A 13,697-nucleotide genomic window follows, 5' to 3' on the forward strand; every position below is an offset into this window, starting at 1 on the left:
ATTAGAATCTTGTCCATCCGGTAGTACCTGATCTTACAGTTGCCCAGTTTGCACCACCTGCAACGGGGAATGCACCACGGTAAGCAACAGCGCTAAATCCGGTTGAGAATTTACCACCGGTGAAATCGGCACCTGTAGCAGGAGCAGCACCAGAAGTAATAAAGAACTGAGTTGAGTTAACGCTGCTCAGGTTAAACGGATTAACCAGGCCGGCGCCACTTGCAGCAGCCAGCTCAACATTCGCATTGGTAGCGTTTGTCAGGAAAGCTTTCAAAGTTGCATCTGTATAAGAAGTGGTTCCTGCAGCAACAGCAAATGCTTTTCCGGCAGTATTTGAATGAACGAAGTTCTTTCTGAATTCTGATGTACCGTTGGTCAGAGAATCAGCAGTAACATTTCCATCAATTAACAAACCGGCAGCAGGGAAGCCCAGGAAAATAGAGTTACGAACTGCCAGCGCCGTATTTCTGCGGAAATGCGCTCCTGCCTGGAATGATCCGGGAGCACCAGTTGCAGGAAGATTAGGATTAGAATCCGCAACACCGTTATTACCCAATACTGTTAAGTTGGAAATGATCGGACGGGTGCGCGGTACGTTAGTAGCAACACCGGTATTGTCATTATCACATTCGATACCATTAGACTTAGACTGGTCATTAACCTGGGGATCGCGTAAAGAAACCAGGAATTGTAATTTACCCTGATAACCGAAATCAAAGTCGAAATCGTCATCAATAGCGCGATAAGAGATCAGGTGAGTGGGGTTTACTCTACCACCAAAAAACTCAAATGAATCATCTCCGCTAAAGCTCACCTGTACATGGTTTACCACTGTACCGGAACCAACGCCGCCAAATGTGATACCGTTTACTTCATTATTGCTTCCGAGTGCACCCTGAAAAACACCACCTGCATACTCAATACGGGTATAAGTGATGCTACCGCTGTTATCAGCAGGAAGTGTACCACCGTACTGAGAGTCTGAAGTATTAGGAATACCTTCGATGAAAGTAGTAACCGGCTTGTTGGTTGGCGCCTGGCCAAGAATAATGATACCACCCCAATCGCCATGTGCTTGCCCAGTTGTTTTAATGGATGTAAAAATAACCGGGTTGTTCAAGGTACCGTTTGAGTTCAATTTACCGCCTTTAGCCACTAACAGTACGCCTTTTTGTCCTGCAACATCAAAACCTCTGATGGTAGTTCCAGCAGGGATATTCAGTATCGCTCCGCTTTTTACAGTTACCAGACCTTTTAAAATGTAAGTTTTAGTTGCGAGCAAATTAACAGTACCAACAACATTTCCTTTAAGGGTGTCAACAGCGGGGTTAGGGCCGGGTACGATGTCGCGTTCAACGTTTCCGTCTTTCTTACACGCTGCAAAAGATGCTGTCAGGGCTGCGATAGTTAACAGTTTACTGATCGTTTTCATTTTTGTTAAAATTTTTTAATGATAAAGATGGGTTTCATAAAATGGACATCAGCGCCTTTATAAAGGGTTAAGACAAGGCATGCCCACCGGCAACTATACTTAGTAATTGCCGTTGTCAGCAGTACAAAAATCAATTACAGTTTTACCAGGTTGTGCGCGCACACATCAAAAAACCGTTCTCTTTCTTCGTCCTACTTTTTAAAATTGTAAGAAATTGTGAATGTGTAATTACTAAATGATTTCCGTGAAAAAGTTGTTCCGTCAAAAGTGTTTCCTGAATATTTGCCGTTTAAATCGAAATCCTGGTATTGTATGTACCTGTCGTTGAGCAGATTTGCTGCGTTCAACCTAAGTTCCAATCGTTGTTTCAATAGCTTCTGCGAAAGTTGTAAATCCAGCTGGTTACGAGGGTTTTCATATATATCAGGATAGGCCCCGATTTCAGACCTGTCTTCAGCCGTGGTTCCAACAACAACAATGCGCCGGCCGGTACGATTAATTGCTGCTGAAAAGCTGAAAGTATTTTTAAATGCGTTAACAAGAAGTCCTGCATTGATCAGATAGGGCGATTGTCCCATCAATGGCCTCTCCCGCAATTTCTGTGTAACCTCTAATCCTGAAGCCGCGGTTTCACCCATTATTTTGGAATGTATCCGGGAATAGTTACCAAAAATGATAATGTTGCGGAGCCATTCAGGGCCTGTTCCGAAATACAGGCTTTTACGCAACTCAAACTCAAGTCCCCACACCAATGCCTCATCCACATTTCTATAAGTGCGTACAAACTTGGTGGTGGAGGTGGTTGCCTGTGTGGTTAGTTCCACCGGATCATGTAAATTCTTTTTGAAAATGGACGCTGATATAATCTCGGCAGCAGAAGGAAACCACTCCACCCTAAAGTCGAGGTTCTGGATGGTTCCCCTGTTAAGCTCCGGGTTGCCAATAGTCATATATCCACTTACAAAATCAAAGTAGTTGTAGGGGCTTATTTCCCTGAATTCGGGCCGGGTCAACGTTTTTGAATAGGCGGCCCGCACGTTCATGGATATAACCGGGCTGTAAATGATCGTCGCCGAGGGCAATACATCTGTATTATAACGGATATAATCTATCGGCGTCTGGTCATCTCCTGTTCCACCGCTTCCGGGTAACTTACGGTTTAGCTCCTTGCTGGTACTCAGGCTCATGGCATAAAATTCCACCCTTGCCCCATAGATCAGTTTAAGATTATCAAGCAGCTGGCTCTCTACGTTTACAAAAGCGGATGCCAGGTTAGCCCCGCCGGTGTACTGGTTTGCAGGCAACTCATAGTTTACTACCACCAACCCGCCGGGCCTGAAGTTTTCAGGGCTGAGTATTTTATCAATTGGCTGTCCGAAATTGACGGCGGAATCACTTGGAAACCCTTGTGTGTCATTACCGGTGGTTAACCCACGTGCTGCATCAAAATATCCAAGATTATAAGTGATATATTCCCTCTTCCGGAATTGCGTAAAAGCGCCTGCTTTAATAATCTGCGGTTGTCCTGCCACCTTAAATGGCGTAGAAATAGCAAAATTAATATTGTAAGCGTCTTCCTTTAAATCGGAATATAGTCTACTTGAATTTTCAACAGAACCGAATTCGGGTTCAAAATAATTATGATCCTTATATCTTACGGTATCCGACCTGTATAAATTCACGTAACCTGAACGTACCTGGTTGGGCTCATACTTCCTGATCTTATTATAGGAAACATTCCAGGTAAATGTAACAGGCGCTTCTACCCCCAGCCGGTGCTCCCCCTGGAGTTGCGCGCCCAGTAAGGTTTTCTGGGTGGGGTGCATATCCACCAACCTGCTGTCTACAATATCGCCAAGTCCCTCGCCCAATGTTTTTTCACCAATTTTGATAGTTGTTACCGTTTCAAAGTCCTGGTTGAACATGCTCTTAACACCTATTTTATTTTTTCCGAACTGGTAGGTGATATTCAGCAAAGCTCCTGTATTTACAAGATAACGATAGGCTTGTTCGTTAAAATAGGAGCGCAGAAATTGTACAGTATCCCCAGGGCCTGCAGTGCCCTGATATTTCTTATACCGTGCAATATCATACCGTTCCACCTGGTCAATGGTTTGATCCTTACGATAATTTGCCAGTGCCACAATGCCCAACTTAGTGTCGTTTTTGAAGTGAATGGTCTTGCCATAGCCAATCTGCACCTGCTGTATGGGTTCTGCTTTTCCGCTGCTTACCGGCTCCCATCCTTTGCTCAGCGCATTGCTGATCCTGAATCTTTCCTCCGGATAAAGCTGGTTCAATTCACTGGCTTTTAGTTTAAATTCGTCCGGTACTGCACGTTTTCCATCATCAAAGCCTATCCAATCATTTTTCCCGTTACGGTCTTTAAAAAAAGCTTTCCCTGTTTGCCCGTCATAAAACCCGGTTCCGAGCGAGAGCGTAATAAAATCCTTGTCCGGAAAGTCTTTCGTATTCACCTGTACCACGCCGCCGGCAAACTCTCCCGGCAGATCTGCCGTAGCTGTTTTTGTTACCACAATGCTTTCAACAGCGAGTGCAGGAATCAGGTCCAGGCTGAAAGTACGCCTGTCTGGTTCGGTACTGGGAAGCAGGCCTCCGTTTAACAGTGTATAATTATAACGATCTGCCAATCCTCTTACCACTGCGTATTTCCCGTCGAGTACACTTACCCCTGTCACACGTTTAATAGCGTCTCCTGCGTTCCTGTCGGGCGTCCGGCGGATCAGCTCTGCCGAGATCCCATCTGTAATAGCCGTGCTTCTTTTCTGAAGGGCATACAAGGCGGATTGCGATTCGCGGCGATACGAACTGGTGATCACCACATCTTTCAACCGTTGCGACGCCTGTTGTAAAAGAATATCTAACGAAGTGGTTTCATTTTCCTTCACCACAACATCTGTGATCACTTTTGTCTGGTAACCCATGTACCTGAACTCCAGCTTATATTGTCCGGGGGGTAGTTTGAGCACATAGTTCCCCTGGATATCTGTGCCGTAAGAGGAACCGCCGGAAGCTATAATGGTTACACCAGGGATAGCTTCACCGGTTTTTCCATCTCTTACCTTACCTGTTACACGTCCCGGATCCGCCCGTTGATTGCGTTTATTGTTATCTAAGTTGATAAGAATATTATGATTAACAACCTGGTAAGAGAAATCTGTTTTCTCCAGCATCCTGTTCAATATGATATCAAGCGGCGTATCCCTGAATGACATTTTGGGAATACGGGTTTCTTTGAAAAGGTCTTTATTATAAGCAAAATATAAACCTGTTAATGCTTTCAGTTTCTCAATGCCGGTCGCTAGTTTTTGGTTCTCAAAATGAACCGTCAGTTTGGTGTCGGAAAGTTTCTGCGCCCTCACATCTGCTGCGCCAACCAGGAAGCCGGCATTAAGGATGTAAAGGAGGCACAGTACCGAAATGCGTAAAAATCGCTCTAAAGATGCTACAGTTATTCTCATTCGTTTTAACAGGATTACACCGGGTTTATTAATACATTACAATTGTCTTGTCAGTAATCGAAAACTTAGTTTGATTAATGGAGCTCAGGAGTTTCATCACATCTTCAATGCGGTCTGTTTTTTTGATGGTTGCCGAAAAATGAAGATGGCTTAAATCCCGTTTACCTGTTTTCAACACATAGTTATAGTTATTAAAAAGAATAGCCTTGAGGCTTTCAAAGTCGACATAATCGAGCATAATAGCGCCCGACCGCCAAGAGCTTACCGCGCTTCCATCCCTGGTGGTTTTTATGGATTTATTCAACAGCAGCTTATACTGGATCTCTTCATTGGGGGTTAAAAATCCAATCACTTCTTTTCCACGGTTTACGCCCACCTTACCGGTAGCCACAGATATTTTCACGCATTTAGAGAAATTATAAGCGTCGATATTAAAGGAGGTTCCCAGTACCTGGGTGCTCAAACCCTTGCTGTGTACAATAAACGGCCGGTTTGTTTCATGTGCCACATCAAAAAAAGCCTCGCCTTCCAACAGCGTCACCTCTCTTGTTTTATCCGAAAACTGCTTTGGATAACTAAACTTAGTGGCGGCATTCAACCATATTTTGGTACCGTCCGACAGCTCCACCAATTTCATTTTGCCTTCAGCCACCTCAATTATATTCATTGCAGCTGTATCTATAACAGCAGATAATTGTTGTTTATTAGCAGACCTGGTAACAAAAAAAGTAAGTCCCGCGGAAATCAAAACAAAACTTACTGCAGCCGCTATTTTTATCTTGTTGCCAATCTTTCTTACCGGTATTTTTTGCGGCTGCGATTTTAATTGATGATGAATACCTTTTAAAATAGCACGATGCGCATCTTCCTCTTCCTTTTTAGTAGAAAATGCCGGTGGAGTATGATGGTTGCCATCATAGGATGAATACCATGCCTCTACCTGCTCGCTTTCGGCTGGCGATAGTGTACCATCCAAATACTGACCTAGCAGCTCCCTGATTTTTTTTTCGTTTAGATCCACAAGTTTTCCTTTATGCTATATACTTCTCTCCAAACGGGAAGAAGTACCATAAGGCATGAGGGAGATAACAATTCCTTAATGTTAGGGGACTAGAGAATATTAGCGTTTTCGAGTGATTCCCTCAATCTCTTCAGGGCCATAGAGATTTGGTTTTTAACAGTTTGGGAAGATATGGAGAGCTGTTTGGCAATCTCATCATTGGGGAGATAGTGTTTCCTGCTCAGCAGGAAAACCTCTTTCATTTTCACCGGTAAATTATCGATCTCATTATTCAGGAACGCTTCAAGTTCTTTGGCGTGGAGGGGATCATACTGGCCGCTTTCCTTTATGAAATCCATCTCGCTGATATCGGTTAACGATATATGTGAATTGCTTTTGTTCTTATAAATGGCATCTATCACCTTATACTTTAGTGATTTAAACAAGTATGGTCTGAGTGATAAATTTTCGTCGATGTTCCCTGCATTGTTCCAAATAGAGATAAAAATATCCTGGATAATGTCCTGCACATCATCTTTGGAAAGTAATCTTTTATAAGCGGCATCATAAAGTTCTTTACAATAACGAGAATATAACTCATTAAATGCAAGGATATTTTGGTTTTTGAGTAGCGAGATTAGGGTCTTTTCAGAAAACGTTCTCACATTTTTCTATATTTAGAGGATGTATGCAAACATAATGCGGAGGGGTTATGTTGAAATGAAAGTAATATTAAAATAATGTTAACAATACTCGTATTCCGGACACAGCACGAGCTTTTATGATTCCATGAATACTAATAAAACGGGCCTTTTCATCTCCCTGTTCTAAAACTATAAATCCATCTTTGTTCTGGATACCCAATCCGGCGCATCTTTCATGCCCTGCCGCAACAATAAATTCAATTGCGCAGTATGATGCTGCACATGGCGCATATTATAAATTAGTATTTCAAGTATACTGTAATCTTTATACTCGCTAACAAAACGCTTCGTTAGAAGATCTTCAGCAGTTAGCCTGGTCAGCAGATCCCGTAACTTCTCACGCCCAAACCGGAGATACGTCAGCAATGTTGCTTTATCATATACGCGTTCCGGCATGCCGGTGCCAAATTCAGATAACGTAAACGGCGCCGGTGGTAAAAAGTCCTTTTCCATTGGGGTTTCATCAGACAAATAATAATCCAGGAAAAATAAAGTGTGATACCCCGTATACCAAAAATGAGCGTCGGTATCCCATAGCTCATCCGGACAAAACGCTAAGGCATTTTCAAGCATGTCTATTGCAGCCCCGAACTGTTGCCATAATACTGTTTTCAAAGATGAATCCATAAAAGTTCTCTTTAAAGATTGCCAGTAAAAAATTATCTGACTTCTCTTATCTTATTCCCCTTAATGGGCGAATAATCTGTTTTTGAAACGCCATTTACTTCCAATTACTATCAAACTGGCCATCATTGTAATATTTTTCAAATTTTGCTGATGTATACCTGCTCTCAGCGCTTTCTGTCTGAGAAAAAGCAGTGGTAAGAGTTAAGGACAACAGAATTGTTAGAATAGATTTCAGGTTCATTTTTTCAGCGTTTAGGCTTATTAGTTGCTGAAAGTATTCAAAATAATTGTGAAGATGCCAATCGCGGCCCTACACCGTTTGGGTTCTATATTGATTCCTGTACTCCACCGGCGTGGAGCCGGTAATTCTCTTAAATACTGTTCTGAAGGTTTTTAAGTCGTTATACCCTACGCTATACGTAATAGCCGCAATATTCGTTTCACCGGCTTCAAACGCCTTTTTCGCTGCTTCTACTTTTATTCTCTGGATAAATTCTATCGGGCTCAATGACGTAGCGCTTTTAAACCGGCGGATAAAATTCCGTTTACTCATATTTACCTGCCTGGCGATTTGCTCCACTGAAATATCAGATTCAAACTTCTTCTCGATATAACTTTGCGCCTGATGAATTTCATCATCATTGTGCTGGCGACGCCCTGAAAAAACAGTGAAGATACTTTGCGAGGTTCGTCCATAATCCAGGGCATAGAATTTACTTAATTCCACCGAAATCTCTTTGCCGCAGTTCTTCTCTATAAAATATAACAAGGCATTTAATGATGAAAATCCACCGCCGCCGGTAATAATTGCTTTTGAATGGGTAACAACATGGTCGGCTTTAAAATCTATTAACGGATACCTTTGCTGCAAATCTTCTATGGCTCCCCAATGGGAGGTAGCCGGCATGCCATCCAGCAAGCCACATTCTGCCAGGAAATAAGCTCCTGTACAAAGACTGATGATTTCCGCTTTACTATTATATTTTTCCTTTATCCAGCCAAGCAGTTTTTTGTTTTTGGAGAGCAGAGAATTTATGTCTGTCAGATCCGTACCCATTGGCGGGATGATAACGATATCTGTATCAAATTCGTCTGATATGGTTTTACTGCAATAAAACTGTAGGGGCATATTTAACGCTGCATTCTTCAAACGGGTTCCGATCAGTTCTATCTGGAAAGGAACAGGCCCGCCTTTCTTTACGGCGGCTTCATTCGCGCTGGTCAACAGGGCTGTGGTGTTGGCTACCGCCGTTGGCAACACATCTTCATATATTATAATGGATATATGTTTCATAACTACGGGTGCATTACATAGTCAAATCTATATAAAAAAATGGCACAAAATACACCTTTCATTGTCACGTTAGCACAGTGACCAACTTCCGGCTCCGTCCTACTTTTACATCAAAACCAAAAAAAAAGTTATGAAAACAATATTCGACAACGCAACCAGGGCTGAATTGATCAGCAGGATTAATTTACTTACTAAAAATAATACCGCCCAATGGGGTAAAATGGATGTTTACCAAATGACGAAGCATTGTACAATATGGAACAATTGGGTGTTAGGAAAAAATCAATCCGCCTATACACAGGGGTTATTAGGATGGTTTTTTGGCAAAATGGCGCTGAAGGGCCTGGTAGGAAATGAAAGACCCATGAAAAGAAATATGCCTGCCGGATCTGTTTTTCTTACAAAGGAAAAGAATGGAGATGTAGAACTTCAAAAAAAAATCTGGATAGAACAGGTTGCTGAATATGGGCACTTCTCAAATCCGGACTTTATTCACGACTTCTTTGGCAAAATGAAAGTGGACGAAATTGGAATTCTTGCTTATAAACATTTTGACCATCATTTGCGCCAGTTCAATGTGTAGGGGTATAATGGTTCACCGGCGAAAGGAGACGATGGCGGTGTTCGTCCTGCTTTATGGCTCAAACATGCTTTGCAGTTACTCTAAAAAACCTATTTTTATACAATCAGCAGCAGAAAATCTATAAAAAACTGTAAAAACAAATGAAAGTCGCCATAAAAACACTATTAATAATTGTATTCTCCGTAACAATCCTGAACTGTTACGCTCAAAAAAACAGCCTGTTCAAACCCAAAGTAGTTTACAAATCTGATGATTTGATTGTAACCCAAATTTCAAAAAACTCATTCGAACACACTTCATTTTTACAAACGCAGGATTTTGGAAACGTTCCTTGTAACGGTCTGATTGTGAGCAATAGTAATGAAGCTGTTGTTTTCGATACTCCAACCAACGATAAAAGTTCAGAAGAGCTGATCAAGTGGATAAAAGAGACCCTTCATTGCAAAATAAATGCGATTATTCCTACTCATTTCCACGATGATTGTTTAGGTGGGCTAAAAGCATTTGATAACAATAACATTCCTTCCTATGCGTATTTCAAAACAATAGAACTTGCAAAAGAAAATAATTTTACTGTCCCCGAAAACAGTTTCAAAGATTCTCTGGTTCTTAAGGTGGGTAGTAAAAATATCATCGCAAAATTTTTCGGGGAAGGTCATACAAAAGATAATGTTGTAGGCTATTTCCCTGGCGAAAATATAATGTTTGGCGGGTGCTTAATAAAAGAACTCAATGCTAATAAAGGATATTTAGGAGATGCCAATGTTGCAGCCTGGTCAAATACCGTTGAAAAAGTTAAAAAGGAATATCCCAATGTAAAAATTGTTGTTCCCGGTCACGGAGAATACGGAACCAAAAAATTACTTGATTATACCATTAACCTGTTTAAGACTAAATAATAACATAGTACAGACAGAATGCGGGTCATGCAAATTACTGACCCACAAAACCGGCAGGCTCATTTAGATAAAGAAGGCGCCCAATTAATTATTCACCTTTTGTATGTATAATACAAATGTTTTTACATACATTTACGTAATTAATATCGAAGATGAAAGGTACAAACCTCGGAGAATTCGAAGAGCTGGTGCTACTCACCGTTGCAGCGTTGATAAACGAAGCATATAGCGTGGCGATATGTGACGAGCTTTCGGATCATACCGGCCGTTCCGTGAAACTTGGCGTAGTGCATGCGGTGCTCAACCGTCTCGAAGAGAAGGGACTGGTGAAAAGTGAGCTGGGTGAAGCAACGAAGGCCCGTGGCGGCAAACGCAAAAGGTTCTATCAGCTCACTATGCAGGGAAAGGCAGCATTGATTAATGCCAAATCGATGCGCGATCAGCTGTGGGCCAGGATACCGTCGCTTGTCTGGAAAAAAATGTAGCATGAAAGAACAACGGGAACACCATCCGCCCTCCTGGGCGCAGCGATTTGTAGAATGGTATTGTAGGCCCGGGCTTGTAGAGGACCTTACAGGGGATCTCAACGAATGCTTTGAGCGGAATGTACAATCCCTGGGGCCACGCCGTGCAAAGCTGATCTACATAATTGATGCCTTCAAGTTCTTCAGAAGTTATACGGTACGAAGATCAATATTTGTCAATCTTTTTATGAACCGGATCATGATCGGAAGCTACGTCAAAACATCAGGGCGCAACATCATGCGCAACAAGCTGTTCTCATTCATCAATATCCTGGGTCTTTCCATCAGTATGTCCGTTGGATTACTGTTGATCGCGTTTGTACTCGACCTGCGTTCCTATGACAGGTTCCACAAAAATGGCGAGAAGATCTATCGCATCACCAATGTATTGACCTCCAAAAGTGAAGATGGCGGCAAGTTTGCGTCCACATCCATAAAAACGGGAAGGCTCATCCGCGAGAAGGTAACCGGCATTGAAGAAGTGACCATTATGCGCAACGACTTTTCGGGCGATGCAAAGGTGGGCGACAATATTCTCCCCATCAAGGGTTTCTGGGCAGAGCCATCGTTTTTCAGGATCTTTACGTTTCCGATGGTGGAAGGCAACCCCGAAACGGCGCTGAAAGATCCGTATTCGATTGTTCTCACGGAGACGGCAGCAAAGAAGCTGTTCGGCAACCAGGCTGCGGTTGGCAAGGCAGTCAAAATCGATACACTCGTTTACCAGGTGACCGGTATCATGAAGGACGTTCCCTTCTTTTCGCACATCAGTTTCGAAGCGCTGGTGTCGTTGTCCACGGCTGAACAAATCAATAAAGGCGATAACCGTTTTGCCGCATGGACAAACATGTGGTCCAACTCCGTGTACATCCTGCCCTCGAAGAATGCCGACATGGCTGCAATCCGGTCGCAGCTCAATGCGCTGGCCAGAGAGGAAAACCTCGCCGAAGAAAATACTAAGATCCGGCTCGAACTGCTTCCTTTATATAACATTGTGGTTGGAGAGAGCCTCCGTCAATCTGAGGGCGGCCCTGGCTTCACCGGCCCTCACATGCCCCCTGTTGTGCTTTGGATACTTGGCGGACTGGCATTTGTTGTGATATTGTCCGCGTGTTTCAATTATACCAATCTTTCAATAGCGCGCGCTATGCGCCGCGTTAAGGAAATAGGTCTTCGCAAGGCTATCGGCGCCGGAAAGAGCCAGGTACAGCTGCAGTTCCTGGCCGAGGCGGTCATGATCTCCCTGGCAGCCCTTCTTCTTTCATTTCTCCTGTTCCTCATATTGCGGCCGCTGTTGATCAACATGGCTCCGGAGATGCAGCGCACGGTGAAGCTCCATCTCACGCCATTGATGGTTGCAGCCTTTATCGTCTTTTCTGTTGCCGTAGGTGTTATTGCCGGCTTCCTCCCTGCTATATTCTTTTCCAAAGTCAGCCCCATCAATGCGTTCGGAAATGTTTCACCGGTAAAAATGTTCAAACACCTGACACTCAGGCGCTCTTTGGTAGTAATTCAATACACCGTTACGCTGATCTTTATTACAACAACCGCGATTGGCTATGTTCAGTATAAGAACATACTTGCATTCGACCTGGGATTCAATACGGCAAACATTCTGAATATCAACATGCAGGATAATAAACCCGACGTTTTGCTTAAGGAACTCAGTGAGATGCCGGAAGTAACTGCACTGTCCCGGTCCCTGATTACCACCGGCGTAGGAAACGCCTGGGGCGGCAATATGAAGTACAAAGATTCGCGGGATTCTGTTCTGGTCATGACTAACCACATTGATGAAAACTATTTGCCGCTGCATGACTATAAACTTCTTGCCGGCGGAAATTTTATTGCCCGACCCGTTACAGCCCAGGCTGTTGGCGAGGTGATTGTTAACCAACAGGTTTTAAAACGATTCAACATAGGCGGCAACCACCCGGAGAAAGCAATCGGGGAACAGATCACATTGAATGGACGCAAAATGACCATTGTTGGCGTGATGCAAGACTTTCACTATGGTAAGGTGGAGAACCTCATCGGGCCGGTAGCATTCACGTTTTGGACACCCGATGACAGGGCCATCATCAGCGCCAAAATACAAAGCGCCGACATGCCGGCCACAGTAGCCAGGATCGAGTCCATATGGAAGAAGATCGATCGTGTCCATCCATTTATGGCTGAATTCTATGACAAAGCAATAGAAGATGCTTACAGCGAATTTTCCACTATGATCAAGATCATTGGCTTCCTTTCCTTTTTGGCCATTTCCATCGCATCAATGGGATTGTTCGGAATGGTGGTATTCACTACTGAAACAAGGCTAAAGGAGATCGGCATCCGAAAGGTGATGGGCGCCAGCGCCGGCAATCTTATATACTTACTGAGCCGCGGTTTTCTATTTCTGCTGTCTGTATCGGCACTCATTGCCCTACCGGTAACTTACTTCTTCTTCAAAATCGTTGTGCTCCGCAATTTCCCATATCATACACCCGTACAAATCCCCGAACTGTTCGTTGGCTTACTGGCGGTGCTGCTGATCGCGTTCATTATGATCGGGACGCAGACTTTGAAGGCCGCGAGGAGCAACCCGGTGGCCGTGCTAAAGAGTGAATAGGATATCCCTGAGTCAATTCCCGGTAATTTCTCTTCATTCACTTTGAAATACAAAGTACTTTCATTTACTTTACATTTCAAAGTTTTCCTCTTCATCATAAAAACAACGTCATGAAAACTTCAAGAAAAAAATTTGTTCTCCTCTTCCTCATTGCCGGGTTTGCCTTTCTTTTTCTATATAACGTAATTTTTCGCTCCGTCGTCCGGCTCATTCCTGAAAGCGGGGAGTCTTTTCTAAGCACTGAATCATTAACAGGATGGAAGCACATTGTATCCGCAATTCTATATCCTGTTAAAATTGTTTTGGTAGGCCCCATGCTTCCTCTTATCAATTTGCCGGATTCGCCACCTCCATTTTTGGTTATTGGGTTTGCTATTTACTGGACGATACTGGCCCTGGTAATTCATTATTTTATCGGCAAAATTAAGCGCTCACAACTAAAGGCATGATTTTTAGCAGGATCGGAAGTTGGTGCAATTATGTTAATTGTTAGTAATTGTATGTGTTGTAAACACCGGTATCTGTAGTACGGCATAGTTCG

At 43.2% G+C, this 13,697-nt stretch carries 11 protein-coding genes; 5 read left to right on the forward strand and 6 right to left on the reverse strand.

The features are described from left to right. Position 1: 1 nt before the first annotated feature. The 6 genes from ACMXI2_RS18315 to ACMXI2_RS18340 form a co-directional block, all read right to left on the reverse strand. Positions 2-1,432 carry a hypothetical protein gene (locus ACMXI2_RS18315; protein ID WP_483777530.1) on the reverse strand — a complete coding sequence of 477 codons (1,431 nt, stop codon included), beginning with the start codon at positions 1,430-1,432 and terminating at the stop codon, positions 2-4. A 191-nt stretch (positions 1,433-1,623) separates the two neighbouring features. Beyond that, entirely contained in the window at positions 1,624-4,914 is a 3,291-nt protein-coding gene (locus ACMXI2_RS18320; protein WP_483777531.1) for a TonB-dependent receptor, read from the reverse strand. A 28-nt stretch (positions 4,915-4,942) separates the two neighbouring features. Continuing rightward, on the reverse strand, positions 4,943-5,935 hold the full coding sequence (locus tag ACMXI2_RS18325; protein ID WP_483777532.1) for a FecR family protein: 993 nt from the start codon (positions 5,933-5,935) through the stop codon (positions 4,943-4,945). A gap of 89 nt (positions 5,936-6,024) precedes the next feature. Beyond that, positions 6,025-6,579 carry an RNA polymerase sigma factor gene (locus ACMXI2_RS18330; protein WP_483777533.1) on the reverse strand — a complete coding sequence of 185 codons (555 nt, stop codon included), beginning with the start codon at positions 6,577-6,579 and terminating at the stop codon, positions 6,025-6,027. Positions 6,580-6,747: 168 nt separating this feature from the next. Further along, positions 6,748-7,245 (reverse strand): DinB family protein, encoded by a 498-nt coding sequence (locus ACMXI2_RS18335; protein WP_483777534.1) that lies wholly within the window; start codon positions 7,243-7,245, stop codon positions 6,748-6,750. Between the two features lie 310 nt (positions 7,246-7,555). Beyond that, positions 7,556-8,539, reverse strand: a complete 984-nt coding sequence (locus ACMXI2_RS18340; RefSeq protein WP_483777535.1) for a GlxA family transcriptional regulator — start codon at positions 8,537-8,539, stop codon at positions 7,556-7,558. A gap of 130 nt (positions 8,540-8,669) precedes the next feature. On the opposite strand from ACMXI2_RS18340, the gene ACMXI2_RS18345 reads away from it, so the two are divergent. The 5 genes from ACMXI2_RS18345 to ACMXI2_RS18365 all read left to right on the forward strand — a co-directional run bounded on the left by ACMXI2_RS18345 (position 8,670) and on the right by ACMXI2_RS18365 (position 13,605). Beyond that, complete coding sequence (locus ACMXI2_RS18345) at positions 8,670-9,122, forward strand: DUF1569 domain-containing protein (protein WP_483777536.1); 453 nt, start codon at positions 8,670-8,672, stop codon at positions 9,120-9,122. A 140-nt stretch (positions 9,123-9,262) separates the two neighbouring features. After that, positions 9,263-10,021 (forward strand): subclass B1 metallo-beta-lactamase, encoded by a 759-nt coding sequence (bla, locus tag ACMXI2_RS18350; protein ID WP_483777537.1) that lies wholly within the window; start codon positions 9,263-9,265, stop codon positions 10,019-10,021. A gap of 152 nt (positions 10,022-10,173) precedes the next feature. Continuing rightward, positions 10,174-10,506 (forward strand): PadR family transcriptional regulator, encoded by a 333-nt coding sequence (locus ACMXI2_RS18355; protein ID WP_483777538.1) that lies wholly within the window; start codon positions 10,174-10,176, stop codon positions 10,504-10,506. A gap of 1 nt (position 10,507) precedes the next feature. After that, entirely contained in the window at positions 10,508-13,156 is a 2,649-nt protein-coding gene (locus ACMXI2_RS18360; RefSeq protein WP_483777539.1) for an ABC transporter permease, read from the forward strand. Positions 13,157-13,266: 110 nt separating this feature from the next. After that, complete coding sequence (locus tag ACMXI2_RS18365; RefSeq protein WP_483777540.1) at positions 13,267-13,605, forward strand: hypothetical protein; 339 nt, start codon at positions 13,267-13,269, stop codon at positions 13,603-13,605. The last annotated feature ends 92 nt before the right edge of the window (positions 13,606-13,697 follow it).

Source organism: Chitinophaga sp. G7 BAM 1005 (assembly GCF_057126945.1).